Below are 22,004 nucleotides of genomic sequence, written 5' to 3' on the forward strand. Positions count from 1 at the left end.
TATCACCGAAGTGATTAGAAGCGGTAACCAACACCGGCAATCCAGGTGCCTACGTCAACGCTACGAATACGGCTCTGCTCGTAAGAGAAGTCCAGAGCAACGTTTTCCATCGGGTTGAACTGCAGACCAGCACCGTAGGAGAAACCGTAGTCGCTGGTGTCGTGTTTGTAGGTCGGGTATTCAGTGGTCTGGAATTTACCATAACCCACACCCACTACACCGTAGATGCTTGCCCAGTCGTTAATGCGGTAAGCCGGACCAGCAGTGATGCCGTAGTACTGGTTTTTGTTGTAGTCACCAGAGCTTGCAGTACGGCTTTTCTCGGTGTAAGTGAAAGAACCGATCACACCCAGCGGGCTGTTGTCTTCTTCATAGCGGTATTTCAGGTTGAAACCGCCCATTTTGTTCATTTGGCCCTGAGCGTCGCTCTGTGCGTAACCGCCAGTTACGGTAGAAGTCGCAGCTACGGAAGTACCTGCGGTGAAAGCCAGAACTGCGGCCAGTGCTGAAAGACATGCAATTTTTTTCATAACCACCTCAAATGTGATTCAAATAAGTCCTAAGTTTTAAATATATCAAAAATTAATGGGAAACTCTTCGCGATTTGTGATGTCTAACGGGCCATTTCATGTAACAGAACGTTTCCATACACCGCTATCCATCTAAATTTAAATCACTTTTTCAGAGAACTGCGTAAGTATTACGCATGTTTTCCCTGTCATTCATCCAGATTATTCCTAATCACCAGACTAATGATTCCATCAATCCTGGCGCATTTTAGTCAAAACGGGGGAAAATTTTTTCAACAAATGCTCAACCAGCATTGGGTATATCCAGTACACTCCACGCTTTACTTAGGTTTAGATATTTGTGGGAGAAAGGATGCCTGGTTCATTACGTAAAATGCCGGTCTGGTTACCAATAGTCATATTGCTCGTTGCCATGGCGTCTATTCAGGGTGGAGCCTCGTTAGCTAAGTCACTTTTTCCTCTGGTGGGCGCACCGGGTGTCACTGCGCTGCGTCTGGCATTAGGAACGCTGATCCTCATCGCGTTCTTTAAGCCATGGCGACTGCGCTTTGCCAAAGAGCAGCGGTTACCGCTGTTGTTTTACGGCGTTTCGCTGGGGGGGATGAATTATCTTTTTTATCTTTCTATTCAGACGGTACCGCTGGGTATTGCGGTGGCGCTGGAGTTCACCGGACCACTGGCGGTGGCGCTGTTCTCTTCTCGTCGCCCGGTAGATTTCGTCTGGGTTGTTCTGGCGGTTCTTGGTCTGTGGTTCCTGCTACCGCTGGGGCAAGACGTTTCCCATGTCGATTTAACCGGCTGTGCGCTGGCTCTGGGGGCCGGGGCTTGTTGGGCTATTTACATTTTAAGTGGGCAACGCGCAGGAGCGGAACATGGCCCTGCGACGGTGGCAATTGGTTCGTTGATTGCAGCGTTAATTTTCGTGCCAATTGGAGCGCTTCAGGCTGGTGAAGCACTCTGGCACTGGTCGGTTATTCCATTGGGTCTGGCGGTCGCTATTCTCTCGACCGCTCTGCCTTATTCGCTGGAAATGATTGCCCTCACCCGTTTGCCAACACGGACATTTGGTACGCTGATGAGCATGGAACCGGCGCTGGCTGCCGTTTCCGGGATGATTTTCCTCGGAGAAACACTGACACCCATACAGCTGCTGGCGCTCGGCGCTATCATCGCCGCTTCAATGGGGTCTACGCTGACAGTACGCAAAGAGAGCAAAATAAAAGAATTAGACATTAATTAAATTTACATTTCTGCATGGTTATGCATAACCATGCAGAATTTCTCGCTACTTTTCCTCTACACCGTCTTTATATATCGAATTATGCAAAAGCATATTTATTCCGAAAATTCCTGGCGAGCCAATAAATAAGAATTGTTCTTATCAATATAACTAACCCATTGAATTTTTATTAGTTTTGTTTTTCACGCTTGTTACCACTATTAGTGTGATAGGAACAGCCAGAATAGCGGAACACATAGCCGGTGCTATACTTAGTCTCGTTAATTACTGGGACATAACATCAAGAGGATATGAAATTATGAGTACCGCTAAATTAGTTAAATCAAAAGCGACCAATCTGCTTTATACCCGCAACGATGTCTCCGACAGCGAGAAAAAAGCAACAGTAGAGTTGCTGAATCGCCAGGTTATCCAGTTTATTGATCTTTCTTTGATTACCAAACAAGCGCACTGGAACATGCGCGGCGCTAACTTCATTGCCGTACATGAAATGCTGGATGGCTTCCGCACCGCACTGATCGATCATCTGGATACCATGGCAGAACGTGCAGTGCAGCTGGGCGGTGTAGCTCTGGGGACCACTCAAGTTATCAACAGCAAAACTCCGCTGAAAAGTTACCCGCTGGACATCCACAACGTTCAGGATCACCTGAAAGAGCTGGCTGACCGTTACGCAATCGTCGCTAATGACGTACGCAAAGCGATTGGCGAAGCGAAAGATGACGACACCGCAGATATCCTGACCGCCGCGTCTCGCGACCTGGATAAATTCCTGTGGTTTATCGAGTCTAACATCGAATAAATCCATCGCTGATGGTGCAGAACTTTAGTACCCGATAAAAGCGGCTTCCTGACAGGAGGCCGTTTTGTTTTGTAGCCAGCCTCAACGCACTTATTTAGTGCATCCATCTGCTATCCCCAGCTGGTTAAGTAAATTTTTTGTATCCACATCATCACACAATCGTTACATAAAGATTGTTTTTTCATCAGGTTTTACGCTAAATAATCACTGTGTTGAGTGCACAATTTTAGCGCACCAGTTTGGTGCCCCAGAATGGTGCATCTTCAGGGTATTGCCCTATAAATCGTGCATCACGTTTTTACCGCATCTCGATAAATCAATGAGTTGCAAAACTGGCACGATTTTTTCATATATGTGAATGTCACGCAGGGGATCGTCCCGTGGATAGAAAAAAGGAAATGCTATGAAGTCTGTATTAAAAGTTTCACTGGCTGCACTGACCCTGGCTTTTGCGGTTTCTTCTCATGCCGCGGATAAAAAATTAGTTGTCGCGACGGATACCGCCTTCGTTCCGTTTGAATTTAAACAGGGCGATAAATACGTGGGCTTTGACGTTGATCTGTGGGCTGCCATCGCTAAAGAGCTGAAGCTGGATTACGAACTGAAGCCGATGGATTTCAGTGGGATCATTCCGGCACTGCAAACCAAAAACGTCGATCTGGCGCTGGCGGGCATCACCATTACCGACGAGCGTAAAAAAGCGATCGATTTCTCTGACGGCTACTACAAAAGCGGCCTGTTAGTGATGGTGAAAGCTAACAATAACGATGTGAAAAGCGTGAAAGATCTCGACGGGAAAGTGGTTGCAGTGAAGAGCGGCACTGGCTCCGTTGATTACGCGAAAGCAAACATCAAAACTAAAGATCTGCGTCAGTTCCCGAACATTGATAACGCCTATATGGAACTGGGCACCAACCGCGCAGATGCCGTTCTGCACGATACGCCAAACATTTTGTACTTCATCAAAACCGCCGGTAACGGTCAGTTCAAAGCGGTAGGTGACTCTCTGGAAGCACAGCAATACGGTATTGCGTTCCCGAAAGGTAGCGACGAGCTGCGTGACAAAGTCAACGGCGCGTTGAAAACCCTGCGCGAGAACGGAACTTACAACGAAATCTACAAAAAATGGTTCGGTACTGAACCGAAATAATAACGCTACACCTGTAAAGCGCACTGGCAGTTCCCTCTCCCCTCTGGGGAGAGGATTAGGGTGAGGGGCGCAAACCCGCTCCGGGGCCATTAATTACCCTGAATTTGATTATTTACACCACGGTAACAGGAACAACATATGCAGTTTGACTGGAGTGCCATCTGGCCTGCCATTCCGCTTCTGATTGAAGGTGCCAAAATGACCCTGTGGATTTCGGTCCTCGGTCTGGCTGGCGGCCTGGTGATCGGATTGCTGGCAGGTTTTGCACGCACCTTCGGTGGTTGGATAGCCAACCACGTCGCGCTGGTCTTTATTGAAGTGATCCGCGGCACACCTATCGTCGTCCAGGTGATGTTTATCTACTTTGCCCTGCCGATGGCGTTTAACGACTTACGCATCGACCCGTTTACTGCGGCGGTGGTCACCATCATGATCAACTCCGGCGCGTACATTGCAGAAATCACGCGTGGTGCGGTGCTGTCTATTCACAAAGGTTTTCGTGAAGCAGGACTGGCGCTCGGTCTTTCACGTTGGGAAACCATTCGCTACGTCATTTTACCGCTGGCATTGCGTCGTATGCTGCCGCCGCTGGGTAACCAGTGGATCATCAGCATTAAAGACACCTCGCTGTTTATTGTTATCGGCGTGGCGGAACTGACCCGTCAGGGGCAAGAAATTATTGCCGGTAACTTCCGCGCCCTTGAAATCTGGAGCGCCGTGGCGGTGTTCTATCTGATTATTACCCTGGTGCTGAGCTTTATTCTGCGTCGTCTGGAAAGAAGGATGAAAATCCTGTGATTGAATTTAAAAACGTCTCCAAGCATTTTGGTCCAACCCAGGTGCTGCACAATATCGATTTGAACATTGCTCAGGGCGAAGTCGTGGTGATTATCGGGCCGTCCGGTTCTGGTAAATCGACCCTGCTGCGCTGCATCAACAAACTGGAAGAAATCACCTCCGGCGATCTGATTGTCGATGGCCTGAAGGTTAACGATCCGAAAGTTGACGAGCGCCTGATTCGCCAGGAAGCAGGTATGGTGTTCCAGCAGTTTTACCTCTTCCCGCATCTGACGGCGCTGGAAAACGTCATGTTTGGTCCGCTACGCGTGCGTGGCGCGAACAAAGAAGAGGCGGAAAAACTGGCGCGTGAGCTGCTGGCGAAAGTCGGTCTGGCAGAACGTGCACATCACTACCCTTCCGAACTTTCTGGTGGTCAACAGCAGCGTGTGGCGATCGCACGCGCGCTGGCGGTGAAGCCGAAAATGATGCTGTTTGATGAACCGACTTCCGCTCTTGACCCGGAACTGCGCCATGAAGTGCTGAAGGTTATGCAGGATCTGGCTGAAGAAGGGATGACGATGGTGATCGTGACACACGAAATCGGTTTTGCCGAGAAAGTAGCTTCGCGCCTGATCTTTATCGACAAAGGCCGGATTGCGGAAGATGGCGATCCGCAGGTGTTGATCAAGAACCCACCGAGCCAGCGCTTGCAGGAATTTTTGCAGCACGTCTCTTAACTTCTCAGCCTCCCTTTCCCCCGAAAGGGAGGCACACCAGATTCCTCTCATTTAAAATCGCCCCTCCCCCAGCATCTATACTTATCTTTTTGCTCTGTTTTCTCACTGGAGGAGTCATGCGGTGGATCCTGTTCATCCTCTTCTGCCTGCTGGGCGCACCTGCCCACGCGGTATCCATACCCGGCGTTACAACCACAACGACAACGGACTCAACGACTGAACCGGCCCCGGAACCGGATATCGAACAAAAAAAAGCGGCCTATGGCGCACTGGCGGATGTGCTGGATAATGACACCTCGCGTAAAGAGTTGATCGACCAGTTGCGCACCGTCGCCGCGACGCCCCCTGCGGAACCCGTACCGAAGATCGGGCCGCCGACGCTGGTTGAAGAGCAAACCGTGCTGCAAAAAGTCACCGAAGTCAGCCGCCATTATGGTGAAGCCCTTTCCGCCCGCTTCGGACAACTTTATCGCAATATCACCGGCTCCCCGCATAAGCCGTTTAATCCACAAACCTTCAGCAATGCGTTGACCCATTTTTCAATATTAGCGGTATTAGTGTTTGGTTTTTACTGGCTGATTCGCCTGTGCGCACTTCCGCTGTATCGCAAAATGGGCCAGTGGGCGCGGCAAAAAAATCGTGAGCGCAGTAACTGGTTGCAGCTTCCGGCGATGATTATCGGGGCGTTTATTATCGACCTGCTGTTACTGGCACTGACATTATTTGTCGGTCAGGTTTTAAGCGACAACCTGAATGCGGGCAGTCGCACCATCGCTTTCCAACAAAGTTTGTTTCTCAACGCCTTTGCCCTGATTGAATTTTTCAAAGCTGTACTACGCCTGATTTTTTGCCCAAACGTGGCGGAACTGCGCCCGTTCACGATTCATGACGAGACCGCCCGTTACTGGAGCCGTCGCCTGAGCTGGTTAAGCAGCCTGATTGGCTATGGCCTGATTGTCGCCGTGCCGATTATCTCTAATCAGGTGAATGTACAGATAGGTGCGCTGGCGAACGTCATCATTATGCTGTGCATGACCGTCTGGGCGTTGTACCTGATCTTTCGTAATAAAAAAGAGATTACCCAGCATTTGCTCAACTTCGCGGAGCATTCGCTGGCCTTTTTCAGCCTGTTTATCCGCGCCTTTGCGCTGGTGTGGCACTGGCTGGCAAGTGCCTATTTTATCGTGCTGTTTTTCTTTTCGTTGTTCGATCCGGGCAACAGCCTGAAATTTATGATGGGTGCAACGGTGCGCAGCCTGGCGATTATTGGTATCGCAGCATTTGTTTCCGGTATGTTTTCCCGCTGGCTGGCGAAAACCATCACCCTCTCGCCACATACTCAGCGTAACTATCCGGAGCTGCAAAAACGGTTGAATGGCTGGCTGTCGGCGGCGCTGAAAACGGCGCGTATTCTGACAGTCTGCGTGGCGGTAATGCTGCTGTTGAGCGCATGGGGATTGTTCGATTTCTGGAACTGGCTGCAAAACGGTGCGGGGCAGAAAACCGTAGATATCCTGATCCGTATCGCACTCATTCTTTTCTTCTCGGCGGTTGGCTGGACAGTGCTCGCCAGTTTGATCGAAAACCGGCTGGCTTCGGATATTCATGGCCGCCCGCTACCCAGCGCCCGTACGCGTACCCTGCTGACGCTGTTTCGTAACGCGCTGGCGGTGATTATCAGTACCATCACCATCATGATTGTGTTGTCGGAAATCGGCGTTAATATCGCGCCATTGCTGGCAGGTGCCGGGGCATTAGGTCTGGCTATCTCTTTTGGTTCGCAAACGCTGGTGAAAGATATTATCACCGGGGTATTTATTCAGTTTGAAAACGGCATGAACACTGGAGATTTGGTGACTATCGGGCCGTTGACCGGCACTGTGGAACGGATGTCGATTCGCTCCGTGGGCGTACGCCAGGATACCGGGGCGTATCACATCATTCCGTGGTCTTCGATAACCACCTTTGCTAACTTTGTCCGCGGCATTGGTTCGGTAGTGGCAAATTATGATGTTGATCGCCATGAAGATGCTGATAAAGCCAATCAGGCACTGAAAGATGCGGTAGCGGAATTAATGGAAAACGAAGAAATTCGCGGGCTGATTATTGGTGAACCGAATTTTGCCGGGATTGTCGGCTTAAGCAATACCGCGTTTACACTGCGTGTTTCGTTCACCACGCTGCCACTCAAACAGTGGACGGTACGCTTTGCCCTCGACAGCCAGGTGAAAAAACATTTCGACCTGGCGGGCGTTCGCGCGCCAGTGCAGACTTATCAGGTGCTGCCTGCTCCGGGCGCGGCCCCGGCTGAACCGCTGCCGCCGGGGGAGCCAACGCTTTAACGCTGGCGATTGACAAAACGGCGGCGCTGCTCGTCGTTCATAAAGGTCCAGGCAATAAAGCGGCTCTGCTTTTGCCCCTGGGCCATCTCTTTTTTGACCACTTTCACCGCGCCCACGTCCGTCAGAGCACGATACAACGGCGGCAAGTTTTCGCCACGAGATACCAGCGAGGTAAACCACATCACCTGCTTCGCGAAGCCTTTGCTCTCTTCAATCATCTTTTTGATAAAAGCGACTTCACCGCCTTCACACCACAACTCCTGTTGCTGACCACCAAAGTTCAGTACATCGTCTTTGTTCAGCCCCAAGTTACGGCGTTTACGTTCACTACCTGCCCGTGCCGCAGCGGCGGAATCGTGGAATGGCGGGTTACACAAGGTCGCGTCGTATTGCTCGTTTTTATGGATGATGCCGTTAAAAATCGCCCCACTCTCTTTTTGCCGACGCAGACGAATGGCGCGGCTAAGCCCCGGATTAGCACTGATGATCGCCTGCGCACTGCTTAACGCCTGGCTGCTGGTTTCACTACCAGTAAAACGCCAGCCATATTCATGTACGCCAATCAGCGGGTAAATACAGTTCGCACCAACGCCGATATCCAGAATGCTGGCATTAGCTGGAATTGTTCCGCTTGCTTCTGCCAGTAAATCGGCAAGGTGATGAATATAATCCGCCCGGCCCGGTACTGGCGGGCAGAGAAAACCGTCGGGGATATCCCAGTTCGCTACGGCGTAAAAATGGGCCAGCAACGCCTTATTGAGCGCCTTCACCGCCAGCGGATTGGCAAAGTCTACGCTTTGCTCCCCGGCGGGTGTAAGCGTGAGGAATTGCCTGAGTTCAGGATTGACCTGACAAAGCGTGGCGAGATCGTAGCGGCTGTGATGACGGTTGCGCGGATGCAACCCCGGTTTCTGGGCGGACATAGCATTCTCCTTTAAGCAGCGGCGTAAGATACCCGCATAACGCGACAGGGTAAATATCTGGCTGCGTTTATCATTCCCAAAAACCTTAACATGACTATGGTTTATGGCAATTCACCATAAAAATCAGCATCATGCATGTTATTGATTTGTCTTATTTTGTAAAAATATATCGTTCAAAAAACAAGCACATCTCTGTCAATTTTTTGCGTCATTTTCCTCGTCCAGGCGACCTACACTTATCAGGCACTACCCGTTGTATTTATGAGGATGTCATTATGAAAAAGTGCCTCACACTACTGATTGCCACCGTCCTGAGCGGAATCTCTCTCACGGCTTATGCCGCGCAACCGATGAGTAACCTGGACAGCGGTCAGCTACGGCCCGCCGGTACCGTTTCGGCAACTGGCGCATCAAACCTAAGCGATCTGGAGGATAAACTGGCAGAAAAAGCGCGCGAGCAAGGCGCGAAAGGTTATGTCATTAATTCCGCGGGCGGAAATGACCAGATGTTCGGTACTGCAACCATCTACAAATAACCCCACCAACGTAACTGCATTCGCCTCTGGATGCAGTTTTCGCCTGTTTTGTAATCAAAAAACATCAAATATGAACGCAATGTAAATAAATGTATTTCTTTTTCGCGCAATGGGTGATAGAAAATCGCGCCAAGTGATAATGCTTATCAAAATTATTATCACTTGCACGAACGCTATCACGGGATTAACAGTGGCATCGCATCCGCAGAGATGCTTTCTCGTGGCAGTGAAAATTTCAACATATAAGAAAAAGTCACCTGCAAAATGGAAAACAATCGCAATTTCCCTGCCAGACAATTTCATTCGCTCACGTTCTTTGCCGGTCTTTGTATTGGTATTACGCCTGTGGCACAGGCACTCGCCGCCGAAGGGCAAGCTAACGCGGATGACACGCTGGTTGTCGAAGCATCAACGCCTTCGCTTTATGCGCCACAACAATCTGCTGATCCGAAATTCTCGCGTCCGGTAGCGGATACTACCCGCACGATGACGGTGATTTCTGAACAAGTGATTAAAGATCAGGGCGCAACCAACCTTACCGACGCGCTCAAAAACGTCCCCGGCGTGGGTGCGTTTTTTGCGGGTGAGAACGGTAACTCCACCACTGGCGACGCCATTTATATGCGTGGTGCCGATACCTCTAACAGTATTTATATTGATGGCATTCGCGATATCGGCAGCGTCTCGCGCGACACCTTCAATACCGAGCAGGTCGAAGTAATTAAAGGGCCGTCCGGCACCGACTACGGGCGCAGCGCGCCGACAGGCTCGATCAATATGATCAGCAAACAGCCGCGCAATGATTCGGGCATTGACGCCTCCGCCAGTATTGGCAGCGCCTGGTTCCGCCGCGGCACGCTGGACGTCAATCAGGTCATTGGTGATACCACTGCGGTGCGCCTGAATGTAATGGGCGAAAAAACGCACGATGCCGGACGCGACAAAGTCAAAAATGAGCGTTACGGCGTCGCCCCTTCTGTCGCTTTTGGCCTTGGTACAGCGAATCGTTTGTATCTTAATTATCTGCATGTCACCCAGCACAACACGCCAGACGGTGGCATTCCGACTATCGGTTTACCGGGTTATTCTGCCCCATCTGCGGGAACGGCGGCCCTGAATCATTCCGGAAAAGTTGATACTCATCACTTTTACGGCACGGATTCCGATTACGACGATTCGACCACCGACACCGCTACCATGCGTTTTGAGCACGACATCAACGATAACACCACCATTCGCAATACTACTCGTTGGTCGCGCGTGAAGCAGGATTACCTGATGACGGCGATTATGGGCGGGGCGTCGAATATTACCCAGCCCACCAGCGATGTGAATAGCTGGACCTGGTCACGCACGGCGAATACTAAAGATGTAAGTAATAAAATTCTCACCAACCAGACCAACCTGACCTCGACGTTCTATACCGGTTCTATCGGTCATGATGTCAGTACCGGCGTGGAATTTACCCGTGAAACGCAGACTAACTACGGCGTTAATCCGGTGACGTTACCTGCGGTAAATATTTATCATCCTGACAGCAGCATTCATCCCGGCGGCCTGACGCGCAACGGCGCAAACGCCAATGGTCAGACGGATACCTTCGCAATTTACGCCTTCGATACGCTGCAAATCACCCGTGATTTTGAGCTGAACGGCGGGATCCGTCTGGATAATTATCATACTGAATATGACAGTGCCACCGCCTGCGGCGGCAGCGGGCGCGGTGCCATCACCTGCCCTGCTGGCGTGGCAAAAGGTTCTCCGGTCACCACCGTCGACACCGCCAAGTCGGGCAATCTGGTGAACTGGAAAGCCGGGGCGCTGTATCACCTGACGGAAAACGGCAATGTCTATATTAACTATGCCGTTTCCCAGCAGCCTCCGGGCGGCAACAACTTCGCCCTTGCGCAGTCTGGCAGCGGTAACAGTGCCAACCGCACCGATTTTAAACCGCAAAAAGCCAACACCAGCGAGATTGGCACCAAATGGCAGGTTCTGGATAAACGCCTGTTGCTCACCGCCGCGCTGTTCCGTACTGATATCGAAAATGAAGTTGAGCAAAATGATGACGGAACTTACTCGCAATACGGTAAGAAACGCGTCGAAGGCTATGAGATATCCGTGGCCGGGAATATCACTCCCGCGTGGCAGGTGATTGGCGGCTATACCCAGCAAAAAGCAACCATCAAAAACGGCAAAGATGTTGCCCAGGATGGTTCCTCATCGCTGCCGTATACCCCGGAGCACGCCTTTACCTTATGGAGCCAGTATCAGGCAACCGATGATATTTCCGTTGGTGCGGGCGCACGCTATATCGGCAGTATGCATAAAGGTTCTGACGGCGCGGTGGGAACGCCAGCGTTTACCGAAGGTTATTGGGTCGCCGACGCTAAACTGGGGTATCGGGTTAATCGCAATCTCGACTTCCAGCTAAACGTCTACAACCTGTTTGATACCGATTACGTCGCCTCAATCAACAAGAGCGGCTACCGTTATCACCCGGGCGAGCCAAGAACCTTCTTGCTCACGGCCAATATGCATTTCTGATTCAGATGTGGGGCGCAGGCCCCACTTTTTGGAGAACTTGTATGATGTACCACATTCCCGGCGTGCTATCGCCAAAGGACGTCGCCCGTTTTCGCGAACAACTGGAACAAGCCGAATGGGTGGATGGACGCGTCACCACCGGCGCACAAGGTGCGCAAGTTAAGAACAATCAACAGGTAGACACCCGCAGCGCGTTATACGCCGCACTGCAAAATGAGGTGCTGAACGCGGTTAACCAACATGCATTGTTCTTTGCCGCTGCCTTGCCGCATACCCTTTCCACGCCGCTGTTTAATCGCTATCAGAACAATGAAACTTATGGTTTTCATGTGGATGGCGCAGTACGCAGTCACCCACAAAACGGCTGGATGCGCACTGACCTTTCTGCCACGCTGTTTTTAAGCGATCCACAAAGCTACGACGGCGGCGAACTGGTCGTTAATGACACCTTCGGGCAACATCGGGTAAAACTTCCGGCAGGCGATCTGGTGTTGTATCCCTCCAGCAGCCTGCATTGCGTGACGCCCGTAACCCGCGGCGTACGAGTGGCATCATTTATGTGGATCCAGTCGATGATCCGCGATGATAAAAAGCGCGCCATGCTGTTCGATCTGGACAACAATATTCAGTCGCTGAAAAGCCGCTACGGCGAAAGTGAAGAGATCCTGTCGCTGCTCAATCTTTATCATAATCTGCTGCGGGAATGGTCGGAGATCTGACGCTTGAACTGCCCGAGTTCGTCCCTATATTAGCTACACTTAACTGTACAAGTATTGATATGGGGAGGACGATATGGCATCCGGTTGGGCTAACGATGACGCCGTCAACGAACAGATCAACAGTACAATTGAAGATGCGATTGCCCGCGCTCGGGGTGAAATTCCGCGTGGTGAAAGCCTGTATGAATGTGAAGAGTGCGGCGCACCTATCCCACAGGCCCGTCGGGAAGCCATTCCTGGCGTGCGCTTATGCATTCATTGTCAGCAGGAGAAAGATTTACAAAAACCAGCTTATACAGGATATAATCGCAGAGGTTCGAAAGACAGCCAGTTACGTTAACTACAACTGGCGGGATGTATAGCGAGTATAATTTGTATTTTGCGTGGCATTCCGTGCCTTTAACGCTGTCGTGACTGCCACGCTGCATAAAACAAGTCCATAAGTTCAACAAATAAATGGATTATCAGTATGTTAGATATCAATCAATTTATTTGAACAAGGTGGTCAATTCTCTTCGATTTTATCTCTCGAAAAAAAACGTGATACTCATCACATCGACGAAACAACGTCACTTATACAAAAATCACCTGCGAGAGATTAATTATGAAAACTATCAATACTGTTGTTGCTGCTATGGCTCTTTCAACTCTGTCATTTGGTGTGTTTGCCGCGGAACCGGTAACGGCATCCCAGGCACAGAACATGAATAAAATCGGCGTGGTTTCTGCCGATGGTGCATCCACCCTCGATGCCCTGGAAGCGAAACTGGCTGAGAAAGCTGCGGCAGCTGGGGCGAGTGGATACAGCATCACTTCTGCCACCAACAACAATAAATTAAGCGGTACTGCGGTAATTTATAAGTAATTCGTAAGCCGGATCAGGCGTTTACGCTACGTCCAGCACAAGTATTTCCCTGTCTGTTTGCCGACAGACGCATATGCTCTAACCCTCATTGATCCTATGTTACCCTTGTTTGCCCGTCCGCCACTGGACGGGCTTTTTTTTAGCTGGCTAACTGCTGACAGAAAGCCTGCAACGTCTCTTCCGGCATACCAATCTGCCGCGCCGCATCACAAATGGCCTGCCAGCTTCCCGCATCCAATGGAATCCCCTGCTCCTGCCGTTCGCGACGCGTGTTAACTTCCCACTCGCCCGGTAGCAAAATCGGCTTATCGTCATCATGCGGCGAGGCTTTCACCCACTCGGCAAAGGCTTCGGTCTGCGCGCTACAATCCGGCGCGCCGAACAGTTCCGGGTTGATGATGATAGTGGTCATGCAGTTAAGAATGGCATCGGGACTGGTTTGTAACGTTTCCTGATGCGTCGTTTTACCGCCAGAAAGCGCCCCACCAAGAATTTCACACATTGCTGCAAGGGCGTAGCCTTTATGTTCGGCAAAGGTCAACAGCGAACCCAACGGCGACTCCTGCATTACCGCCGGATTGGTCGTCGGCACGCCGTTAACGTCAATCAGGCAACCTGGCGGCACGGGGACGCCTTTATGCCAGGCGACGCGGGTTTTGCCAAATGCAATGGCGCTGGTGGCGTAATCAAGCAACAGCGGGAACTTATCTTTACGAGGGAAAACCACACAGAAGGGATTGGTGCCAAAGCGGCTGTCGCGACCGTGGAACGGCGCGACCATTGGAATACCGACCACGCTAACAAAGTGGATAGAGACAAACCCCGCCGCTGCGCACTGTTCTGCCCAGTAACCGATACGGCCGATATGATGCGAGTTATGTAGCGCCACGGCAGCAATACCGTGCTGATGCGCTTTCTCAATCCCCAGCGCCATCGCTTCGTGTGCCGCGACCTGACCAAATGCGCGATCGCCATCAAGCGTAACCACCGCGCCCGCCTCTTTAACGATTTTGGCATGATGGTTAATTTGCAGGTGCCCCTGACTCCAGGAGCGCACATAGCTTGGGATCATGCCAATACCATGTGAATCATGCCCTGCCAGGTTTGCCGCGATTAAATGATCGGCAACTAATTTCGCTTCTTGTTCCTCGCTACCCATCTGACGAAATACAGCCTGAATAAAACTGTGCAACGTCTGAGCATCAAAGCGATGACCACTTTCCATGGTTAACTCCTGTTTATGTTATGTGTTTGTTGTTTTTTTATGCTGCACGCCGGGCGCGGGAAGGTCAATAAAGATGCAGGAATTTCATATTGCGGTGGGGTAAAAGCCGGATGACGTGGCTCATCCGGCTGAGATAAAAATTAAAATGCCTGATTAACGCGCGCCAGGCCATCGCTGATAGTTGCCGCTTCACCCGTAGCCACCAGGCAGCAAGCCATCTGGATTTTCAGCGATTCGGGAATCGGTTCGCTGCCAGCCAGGCAACGCTCAATCCACTGCGACGTGGTTTCCGGATCTTTTGCTTGTGGCAGTAACTCGCTACCAGCAGGGTCCTGTTTTTCATACAGCACCCGCATCCCTTCACGGTCAATGAGATTGATCTGCGGGCAGCGCTGCGGATTAGCATACACTTCGCCTTCAGTACCATGCATTAGTAACGCCCGCCCGCCGATATCGCTAAAGAACTTCGCGACTCGCCCGATGTATTCCGGATGCGAAACGCTGGAAAGACGCAGTGCCTCACCTTCGGCAAATGGCGTCGCCAGTTTCGCCAGGGTATGTGCACTGTTACGCACGCCCATCCGCCAGCGCATCGCCAGTTGTTTTTCCAGCGGTGGGCAAAACGCACCGACTGGCATAAACACCGGTTGATGTTCGTCGAGCTTCGCCTGCGCCTGCCCGCCGTGCAACGTTGGCGTAATACCCATCAGTTCGAAAATGGTTTCTGTCAGCACGCGAGTTGGATCTTCGCTAACCCCGTGAACCACCACAGGAAAACCGAGTTTGTGCAGGAGAATCGCCAACAACGGCGTCAGGTTGGCCTGTTTACGCGCGCCGTTGTAACTGGGGATGACAATCGGCATCGGCTTGCCTGCAGGCGGCGTCAGCTTGATGGTGTGATTTTGCATGGCTTCGTAAAAGCCGAGCATCTCTGCTTCCCCTTCCCCTTTGATACGCAGCGCAATCAATACGCCGCCCAACTCAAGGTCAGGGACTTCACCATTGAGCATATGGGCATACAGACCGCGCGCAGTATCCCGATCTAAATCGCGCGCGTGGTTTTTCCCGCGCCCGATCTCTTTAATGATTTTGCGATAGTCCATTTACGACTCCTTACCTGACTCACATCATTAACGCCGCCGACGGCGTGGGGATTTCGTTTTTTCTTTCTTTTTAACTATACCTTCAGGGACTTCCGGTTGCTCTATCGGAAATACCGGTAATGCATCCAGTAGCCGCTTGCCGTAGTTTTTGGTGAGCAAGCGTTTATCGTAAATCACCACTTCGCCCCAGCAACCGTGGCTTCGAATCAGTCGCCCAACCTGCTGAATCAGGTTAAACGAGGCGCTCGGCAGGCTTTGCACCTCAAACGGATAGCGGTTGAGGCTTTTCAGCCATTCCCCTTCGGTGATCACCACCGGGCTGTCGATGGGCGGAAAAGCGATTTTGTGGATATGCACCTGGCTGAGCAGATCACCTTTCAAATCAAGCCCTTCGGCAAAGGACTGTAAGCCCACCAGCACACTACGCTCACCGTTGGCAACGCGTTTGCGGTGCAGTTCAACTAAGCGATAACGCGGCTGATCGCCCTGCACCAGCAACATCAGGCGTAAATCCGTCACATAGTCGAGAAAGCGCTGCATCGCCCGTCCGCTGGCAAACAGTACCAACATACCGAGATGTTTTTTGCTCTCCACCTGCTCACGGAAAAAGGCCGCCATTTCAGCAATGTGCTGCTCTTCGTTGTCGATGGAAGGCTCAAAGCGCATCCGGGGAATAACAATTTTGCCCTGTTCGCAGTGGTTAAAGGGCGAATCCAGCGCCACAAAGCGGTCGCCCGCTTTCTCTTTCAGACCACTCATCTCCTGCAAACGCGAAAAACTGTTCAGCGAACGTAAGGTCGCGGAAGTGACAATAATGTGCGGAATACTGCGCCACAGCAGCCTTTCCAGCTGATCGCTGACACGAATACCCACACAGTGAAACCAGAGATGCAGCTGCCCTTCGCGCTCTTCCCGCGTCGCCCATTTGGTCACCGGCGCACCGGAAGATTGCGCCAGAGACGCCAGCCGCCAGAGTTTGCTTTGCGCCTCGAACATCCCCAACGCGCGATTCATCTGCAAAATCAACCGATGAAGACGTACAATGTCATGGCTGCCGGTTTTCTCACTTAAATCGTTAAGAAATAACTCCGCCAGACCACGCAGCATCTCGGTGAGTTTTGCCAGCCGCTGGCAGATCTCCAGCACTTCATCAGGCAGTTCGCCCATCGCAAAACGGTGCTCTGCCTCCTGCCCGGCAGGCATGTAGAGGTTGAGAATGTTGTTTAATGAGGCGATAAGCTCATACAACTCTTCACAATGCGCATTCAAACGTTCAGGGATCGCCAGCGGCGGGATGGTCTTCGGGCGAAACTGCTCCATGCAGGTAGCGACCAGTTTCGTGAACAAGTCCAGCTGTAGTCGATACCAGGGCGCGGTGATTTCGGCACTCATCTCCAGCGCATCCCGCGCCACATCTGGCAGGTGATGGCCTTCGTCCAGCACCAGCAGCAAATTTTTCGGGTCAGGCAATACGGCTTCGCTTTCCATCGCCGCCATCACCAGCGCATGGTTTGCCACCACCACTTCCGCTTCCTGAATCTCCCGACGAGCGACAAAAAACGGGCATTCACGATAGTAGTAACAGTTGCGGTTGAGGCAGCTGGCTTTGTCGGTACTCAACCGACGCCAGAGATCATCATCAATGGCGATATCCGTATGATCGCGCAGACCATCCCATTTATAAGTGTCGAGATCGCCCTTCAACTTTGCACAACGCTTTTGCTCTTCCTGATTGTTCGGCGTCAGTTCGTCGTCAAGAAACGCCAGCAGATCCTGTTGCGTGGGCTCAGTGCTGGCAAGCGCCGTCAGATTACGCGGGCAAACGTAGCGCCCACGCCCAAAAGCGGCAGTGAATTTAAGATCGGGAATGATCTTTTTCAGCAGCGGTAAATCTTTACTGTAGATCTGATCCTGCAACGCCACGTTGGCGGTACTCACCACCAGCGTTTTTTGCTCTTCGCGGGCAATGGCGATGCCGGGGATCAAATAGGAGAGCGTTTTCCCAACGCCGGTGGGTGCTTCAATCGCCAGATGCCGCCCTTCTTCTCCGGCCAGCGTTTTGGCGACGTCCGCAATCATCTGCCGCTGCGGCGCACGGGGAATAAAGTCGGGGATCTGTTCCTGAAGCGCCTTATACCAGGCGGCAATTTGCGCTTTAAGCGCGGCGGTTAATGCCATGAGAAAACCTGAAATACTGTATAAACAGCCAATATTGTGGCATTTTTCGGTTTTCAGGGGTAATGGTTTTTCTGTTTCTGGAAAGCGGCTCGCAAACACGCCCTATCGCAATATATTTGATTGAAAGTTCGACGGCACAGTGAGCGCCAGTCTTCAGGGCAGAAACCAGCAAGTGATACCGCATTTCGTGGTTACACTTGCCGCCGTCATCGCTTCGCAGGTGCCGGTATTGCCCGCCCTGGCCTGAGCCAGGGCCATCAATGCCATTATCCTGCTGCGATCTTTACAGCCATGCGTCTGGCGTCCACTCGGATAAAACTTTAGAAAAACGATATTGTGCGTAGCGGACCATATCACGATATAACGAACTTATACGCAACTGGTTGGCCTCTTCATTAGACAGATTATTGAAATCAAGCAATACCGTTTTGTATGTATTAAAAGTTTGACTGCTTATCATACTTTCATCTAAAGAATAAGCTTTCGCCAATAAAGCAAATGCATAACGTTTTAAAGTTTTTGACGCATCAGGAATACCGTTAAAGACACTACTGTGAGAAATATTTGCAAATACGGCAGACAGGCAGAAAAATATTTTAGACTTATCACTTTCACTGGCCTCGTTGAGATCCAGCATCGTTAATAGACTAGCGTAATGTTTATCTTTCAGAGTATACTGTTGCCATTGGTCTGAATCGGTCATCAAAGAGGAAAGTGATGAATTAAGTTCTGTTGGCTGATTATTGCATTCGGGCACAAAATCTGTTTTTCGCATTATTGCTGATATAAATATATCACGAATATAACCTTTGAATCCAAGAGCATTGAGAATTAATTGATGTTTCTTATTTTTCTGCGCATATTCCCATCCTTTTGCAAATAAAGGAAATGCACGCATACAAATCGTTTCTGGATCATCTCTGACAACTTCATGGGTATCCTGCAAAGATGGATATATAGAGTAATTATTCCAGATAGTCTTTTTCTTAACCTCTGGCTCAAGCATTGAGATTAACGCCTGGTGCGATAAGCGCATTACTCGCCCAGAGTTATCGGATGATAACAGGATATAACATTTATTATCTTTGTCTAACAATCCTTGCTGCTCATTGAAATTCAATTTTATTTCTTCAGTAACGAATTGTTTTATTTCAGGTAATGCAAGATAATTGTGATAAAGGTCAAATGCTAAGTTTTTCTCTTCAACACTTCCGTTTTCAAAAAGCAAATCAATAAATTGAATAAATCTATAATTTTCAGAAACCATCAACTCTGGTTTCTTTAAAAAGAGAGCATGGAAAAAGTTAATTATTTCCGCATCGTTACTCAGATTTTTATTTCTGAAGTAGCACAGATACGTATCCAATGCGCGCATAACAAGTTCATGATCGCTATTAAGTGGGGATTTTAATAATTTTGCTATTATGGACGATGGGAATGCCACTATGTCCCGCAGCGCGAAGAGTTCCATGCCATCAGTTAATTGCGTTAACAAATCTTTTACTGTTTGTATGTTATCAGTATTTTCATTGAAAGATTCGTCTACCAGAGAATCCAGTTTTTCTATCATTCCTCCGATAACAAATATATCTTTTTCGCTCTCCACATCATGATTAGACATTTCATCGACGATATCTTTAACTTTACTATCACTTTCAAATAGTTTTTCTCTCACACCATTATTGGCGTTTACTGCAGAAGTCGCATCATAATAGGATGGCGGAATAATAACAGAGAATTCGTTAGTGAATATAGAATGATATACAAGATTATCATCATTCAATTTCTCGCCAACGTTTAGCGAATTAACATTCCTCAGAATATGCATCTCAATCTGACTGTCAGAAAGACTTTTAGAAAAACCACTACCTTCAGTCAGTTCAATTTTCATCCTGAGTATTTTATTTTTGAGGTCGGAAAATGTATTTATATAGGGAATAAAAACATCTGACAAAGTAGAGTTGCTTTTCTTTCCATTAATATTATCTATTCGGACGGTGATCCCTTTTTCATCATGAGGAATTGCATCATTCATATTTATAGAGATAACATTTTCATGTCTGGATTGCCCGGTTTTAATCGTCATATTGATATCGTTTGCGCTGATCTCCGAAATCTCACTGACGAATTTTTTAAATGCATTATAGCGCTGGTGGCCAGCATTAAATTTGCCAAATGAAACATAATATGCGAAATGTTCAAGGAAACCATGTAATTCCAGTAAATTAACCGGGTCAGAACCATGCACCATATTTAATAACATCGTCGCATAACCATTGCATTTTGAACAATCCATACACCGCTCCTTTGCACTTGAATGATCTGCGAATCATAAGCCTGGCAAAATGGGGAATCTTACAGAAATCGCTCATTTTTAACTTTTCGTACTGCAAGCTCAGGATCAACCGGGTTATGAAAGTCTGCTGCTGTACGGATCTAAACAGGCTGGCAATCAATCTTTCTATCAATAAGCAGAAATGAGCGATTTTTGATAGTTAATTTAAATTACTTCATTGTAATACTTTGATTATCTATAGCTTGCACATAATGATTACTTATTATTTTTATCAATTTCAATTTGACGTATTAAAGGAGTTAATATGCATAATTTGTTTGAGCAGTGGCCATTATTTAAACCTAACACACCAGGCAATTCCAACTATTTCCCTGACAACTTATCTATTACAGATATGGTTTTCTGGTTCGATAACAATGCCAAAAAACTGTTAGATGTTATTAAAAAAACCACGAACCATGAACAAAAGCAAATGTTCATTCAGCATTTAACATCAACCTTATATAATAACAAGGTATTAAACAATCCTTATCATTTAGAACCGCAAAAAATCTCGAATGAGCAGATAGCCTTACCAATAATTAATATTTTATATGATAACTCTGACGTATTTCATAAAGAAAGCATTTTGTTTTTTTCACAATTATTTATAAAAAATATCGAACTTTTCGATATAAATACTCCGGAAGATTTAATGATTTTTGATAGTCCCGATGCATCTTCTATTTTTGATACCCAGGGATACCTCTCGACGTATCATGTTCAGCCAGATTTACTCGATTATAAGAACAAAATAATCATCCTTTTGGTTAAATTTCTTAATCATATTAATGAGGCAAATAGCAAATACAAAACTGCGGAAAAGAAAGAATTCTATAACAAGTTAGTGGCACCACTACGCTATATAAATAACGACGGAAATAAAATATTGATATTAAATTATCTTATAACGAACATCTTTACATCCACAAATTCAAATCCTGATGGTTTGCTCTTTGATGCTATACTGGATATTGCACATAACTCCGTTTACAGAGGATATTTAAATCAACATAGTTTAATCAGGCATCGCTGCGTCCAACACGCACTGATTAACATCATCTCAAAACAAACAGATATTGACTTAAAAATAAAATGGATAAAAGATATAGTTTTAGTGTTGAAGTTACAACATGATGATTTATCGAAATGTATCAGCCCACTTATTTTCGCTATTGAATCGATAAAAACAACCAGCATTAACGACACGACAATTAAAACCTCTTCGCAAATATTAAAACTGCATAATTATATGGAGATGTGTTATACACTTTTTGATAGCTATCCAAATTTAATCACTGAATGTAATGACTTATTCACGGATTGTATTTCTATTGTTACTCAGTACGATCTGAGAGGATATTTTAGCAGACTTTTTGAGATGATAGAGATTACTGATAATGAAACTAAAAAGAATACAACTGCTTTTTTAATTAGCAGAATTGAATCCCGGCATTTGTATCAACCTAAAATTGCCGCTCAATCTTTGAAATTGTTATTGAATACAGATATTCCTTATGCATATTCATCATTGCCAACATTGCTTAATATTCTACAAAAAACAGTTTATGAACCGGGGCATCTGGAGTTACTCGATAAAGTGTTAAAGTTATGTGCCAAAAATATTCAGGCGTCAGAATTTGATAGTTTATTAGAACTACTAAAAATATACGGTAATGAAACGACTGCACACTTTATTTTGCTTAGGGAGATAGTCGGATACACTATAGACAATGAAAATAATAAAATCAGGGACAGAATCAAGCTAATACTGAATCACATATCTCATAATAATTTCCCAGATGATGAACAAACTCTTTATGCAATAGCATGTTTATTCCAGACTTTCCCAGAATTTGTTTATGAATATCAACCAATGTTATTAACAATAATTCAGATTGCAAGAAGAAATAATTTCATTGCCATTTTAGATACACTAGATAGATCATAAAGCAAATTTATTAAAACAATAAAATCAGACATGTCATGCAT

20 protein-coding genes are annotated in these 22,004 nt (G+C 48.2%); 12 read left to right on the plus strand and 8 right to left on the minus strand.

Translation table 11 applies throughout. The features are described 5' to 3' along the window. Positions 1–14: 14 nt before the first annotated feature. Together ompX and ACJHXB_RS13210 are read right to left on the minus strand one after the other, a co-directional pair. Positions 15–530: an outer membrane protein OmpX gene (gene ompX, locus ACJHXB_RS13205; protein ID WP_001295296.1), complete on the minus strand. Its 516-nt coding sequence runs from the start codon at positions 528–530 to the stop codon at positions 15–17. A gap of 52 nt (positions 531–582) precedes the next feature. Continuing rightward, a complete protein-coding gene (locus ACJHXB_RS13210; protein WP_120795379.1) occupies positions 583–648 on the minus strand; it encodes a protein YliM in 66 nt (21 codons plus the stop codon). A 234-nt stretch (positions 649–882) separates the two neighbouring features. On the opposite strand from ACJHXB_RS13210, the gene rhtA reads away from it, so the two are divergent. The 6 genes from rhtA (at position 883) to ybiO (ending at position 7,581) form a co-directional block, all read left to right on the plus strand. Then, a complete protein-coding gene (rhtA, locus tag ACJHXB_RS13215; protein WP_001295297.1) occupies positions 883–1,770 on the plus strand; it encodes a threonine/homoserine exporter RhtA in 888 nt (295 codons plus the stop codon). A 298-nt stretch (positions 1,771–2,068) separates the two neighbouring features. Then, positions 2,069–2,572 (plus strand): DNA starvation/stationary phase protection protein Dps, encoded by a 504-nt coding sequence (dps, locus tag ACJHXB_RS13220; RefSeq protein WP_000100800.1) that lies wholly within the window; start codon positions 2,069–2,071, stop codon positions 2,570–2,572. Positions 2,573–2,975: 403 nt separating this feature from the next. Beyond that, the gene (gene glnH, locus ACJHXB_RS13225; RefSeq protein ID WP_000843866.1) at positions 2,976–3,722 is read left to right on the plus strand and encodes a glutamine ABC transporter substrate-binding protein GlnH; all 747 of its coding nucleotides are present in this window, start codon (positions 2,976–2,978) and stop codon (positions 3,720–3,722) included. Between the two features lie 138 nt (positions 3,723–3,860). Beyond that, on the plus strand, positions 3,861–4,520 hold the full coding sequence (gene glnP / locus ACJHXB_RS13230) for a glutamine ABC transporter permease GlnP (RefSeq protein ID WP_001159065.1): 660 nt from the start codon (positions 3,861–3,863) through the stop codon (positions 4,518–4,520). Then, positions 4,517–5,239: a glutamine ABC transporter ATP-binding protein GlnQ gene (glnQ, locus tag ACJHXB_RS13235; RefSeq protein WP_000569080.1), complete on the plus strand. Its 723-nt coding sequence runs from the start codon at positions 4,517–4,519 to the stop codon at positions 5,237–5,239. The genes glnP and glnQ overlap by 4 nt, the downstream gene beginning before the upstream one ends. 116 nt (positions 5,240–5,355) lie before the next feature. Continuing rightward, positions 5,356–7,581, plus strand: a complete 2,226-nt coding sequence (gene ybiO / locus ACJHXB_RS13240) for a mechanosensitive channel protein (RefSeq protein WP_001267204.1) — start codon at positions 5,356–5,358, stop codon at positions 7,579–7,581. Here ybiO and rlmF read toward each other — a convergent pair. Continuing rightward, a complete protein-coding gene (gene rlmF / locus ACJHXB_RS13245; protein ID WP_001275944.1) occupies positions 7,578–8,504 on the minus strand; it encodes a 23S rRNA (adenine(1618)-N(6))-methyltransferase RlmF in 927 nt (308 codons plus the stop codon). The genes ybiO and rlmF overlap by 4 nt on opposite strands. Positions 8,505–8,779: 275 nt before the next feature. Here rlmF and mcbA point away from each other — a divergent pair, with 275 nt between their 5' ends. The 5 genes from mcbA (at position 8,780) to ybiJ (ending at position 13,171) form a co-directional block, all read left to right on the plus strand. Continuing rightward, on the plus strand, positions 8,780–9,040 hold the full coding sequence (gene mcbA / locus ACJHXB_RS13250; RefSeq protein WP_000710619.1) for a DUF1471 family periplasmic protein McbA: 261 nt from the start codon (positions 8,780–8,782) through the stop codon (positions 9,038–9,040). Positions 9,041–9,304: 264 nt separating this feature from the next. Next, positions 9,305–11,587 carry a catecholate siderophore receptor Fiu gene (locus ACJHXB_RS13255; RefSeq protein WP_000430002.1) on the plus strand — a complete coding sequence of 761 codons (2,283 nt, stop codon included), beginning with the start codon at positions 9,305–9,307 and terminating at the stop codon, positions 11,585–11,587. A 41-nt stretch (positions 11,588–11,628) separates the two neighbouring features. Further along, complete coding sequence (gene ybiX, locus ACJHXB_RS13260) at positions 11,629–12,306, plus strand: PKHD-type hydroxylase YbiX (protein WP_000990140.1); 678 nt, start codon at positions 11,629–11,631, stop codon at positions 12,304–12,306. A 73-nt stretch (positions 12,307–12,379) separates the two neighbouring features. Beyond that, positions 12,380–12,646 carry a C4-type zinc finger protein YbiI gene (gene ybiI / locus ACJHXB_RS13265; protein ID WP_000146357.1) on the plus strand — a complete coding sequence of 89 codons (267 nt, stop codon included), beginning with the start codon at positions 12,380–12,382 and terminating at the stop codon, positions 12,644–12,646. A gap of 264 nt (positions 12,647–12,910) precedes the next feature. Continuing rightward, on the plus strand, positions 12,911–13,171 hold the full coding sequence (gene ybiJ / locus ACJHXB_RS13270; RefSeq protein ID WP_000849301.1) for a DUF1471 family protein YbiJ: 261 nt from the start codon (positions 12,911–12,913) through the stop codon (positions 13,169–13,171). Between the two features lie 13 nt (positions 13,172–13,184). On the opposite strand, the gene ybiE is transcribed toward ybiJ, so the two are convergent. From ybiE to espX2, 5 genes are all read right to left on the minus strand, one after another. Beyond that, a complete protein-coding gene (gene ybiE / locus ACJHXB_RS13275) occupies positions 13,185–13,244 on the minus strand; it encodes a protein YbiE (protein WP_211180490.1) in 60 nt (19 codons plus the stop codon). A gap of 66 nt (positions 13,245–13,310) precedes the next feature. After that, complete coding sequence (gene hcxB / locus ACJHXB_RS13280; protein ID WP_000443525.1) at positions 13,311–14,396, minus strand: hydroxycarboxylate dehydrogenase HcXB; 1,086 nt, start codon at positions 14,394–14,396, stop codon at positions 13,311–13,313. Positions 14,397–14,536: 140 nt separating this feature from the next. Further along, positions 14,537–15,499: a DNA-binding protein YbiB gene (ybiB, locus tag ACJHXB_RS13285; protein ID WP_000386541.1), complete on the minus strand. Its 963-nt coding sequence runs from the start codon at positions 15,497–15,499 to the stop codon at positions 14,537–14,539. A 27-nt stretch (positions 15,500–15,526) separates the two neighbouring features. Next, on the minus strand, positions 15,527–17,677 hold the full coding sequence (dinG, locus tag ACJHXB_RS13290; protein ID WP_001218654.1) for an ATP-dependent DNA helicase DinG: 2,151 nt from the start codon (positions 17,675–17,677) through the stop codon (positions 15,527–15,529). Between the two features lie 283 nt (positions 17,678–17,960). Then, positions 17,961–19,973 (minus strand): type III secretion system effector EspX2, encoded by a 2,013-nt coding sequence (gene espX2, locus ACJHXB_RS13295; protein WP_000340610.1) that lies wholly within the window; start codon positions 19,971–19,973, stop codon positions 17,961–17,963. A 304-nt stretch (positions 19,974–20,277) separates the two neighbouring features. Here espX2 and ACJHXB_RS13300 point away from each other — a divergent pair, with 304 nt between their 5' ends. Next, complete coding sequence (locus ACJHXB_RS13300; RefSeq protein ID WP_000551719.1) at positions 20,278–21,963, plus strand: hypothetical protein; 1,686 nt, start codon at positions 20,278–20,280, stop codon at positions 21,961–21,963. The last annotated feature ends 41 nt before the right edge of the window (positions 21,964–22,004 follow it).

This window comes from Escherichia sp. WS3227_2 (assembly GCF_046486495.1).
Taxonomy (GTDB): Bacteria; Pseudomonadota; Gammaproteobacteria; order Enterobacterales; family Enterobacteriaceae; genus Escherichia; species Escherichia coli.

Bases quoted from the DNA above. Each gene is read 5' to 3' on its own strand.
- ompX (WP_001295296.1), bottom strand. From the start codon at position 530: ATGAAAAAAATTGCATGTCTTTCAGCACTGGCCGCAGTTCTGGCTTTC.
- rhtA (WP_001295297.1), top strand. From the start codon at position 883: ATGCCTGGTTCATTACGTAAAATGCCGGTCTGGTTACCAATAGTCATA.
- dps (WP_000100800.1), top strand. From the start codon at position 2,069: ATGAGTACCGCTAAATTAGTTAAATCAAAAGCGACCAATCTGCTTTAT.
- glnH (WP_000843866.1), top strand. From the start codon at position 2,976: ATGAAGTCTGTATTAAAAGTTTCACTGGCTGCACTGACCCTGGCTTTT.
- glnP (WP_001159065.1), top strand. From the start codon at position 3,861: ATGCAGTTTGACTGGAGTGCCATCTGGCCTGCCATTCCGCTTCTGATT.
- ybiO (WP_001267204.1), top strand. From the start codon at position 5,356: ATGCGGTGGATCCTGTTCATCCTCTTCTGCCTGCTGGGCGCACCTGCC.
- rlmF (WP_001275944.1), bottom strand. From the start codon at position 8,504: ATGTCCGCCCAGAAACCGGGGTTGCATCCGCGCAACCGTCATCACAGC.
- mcbA (WP_000710619.1), top strand. From the start codon at position 8,780: ATGAAAAAGTGCCTCACACTACTGATTGCCACCGTCCTGAGCGGAATC.
- ACJHXB_RS13255 (WP_000430002.1), top strand. From the start codon at position 9,305: ATGGAAAACAATCGCAATTTCCCTGCCAGACAATTTCATTCGCTCACG.
- ybiX (WP_000990140.1), top strand. From the start codon at position 11,629: ATGATGTACCACATTCCCGGCGTGCTATCGCCAAAGGACGTCGCCCGT.
- ybiI (WP_000146357.1), top strand. From the start codon at position 12,380: ATGGCATCCGGTTGGGCTAACGATGACGCCGTCAACGAACAGATCAAC.
- ybiJ (WP_000849301.1), top strand. From the start codon at position 12,911: ATGAAAACTATCAATACTGTTGTTGCTGCTATGGCTCTTTCAACTCTG.
- hcxB (WP_000443525.1), bottom strand. From the start codon at position 14,396: ATGGAAAGTGGTCATCGCTTTGATGCTCAGACGTTGCACAGTTTTATT.
- ybiB (WP_000386541.1), bottom strand. From the start codon at position 15,499: ATGGACTATCGCAAAATCATTAAAGAGATCGGGCGCGGGAAAAACCAC.
- dinG (WP_001218654.1), bottom strand. From the start codon at position 17,677: ATGGCATTAACCGCCGCGCTTAAAGCGCAAATTGCCGCCTGGTATAAG.
- espX2 (WP_000340610.1), bottom strand. From the start codon at position 19,973: ATGGATTGTTCAAAATGCAATGGTTATGCGACGATGTTATTAAATATG.
- ACJHXB_RS13300 (WP_000551719.1), top strand. From the start codon at position 20,278: ATGCATAATTTGTTTGAGCAGTGGCCATTATTTAAACCTAACACACCA.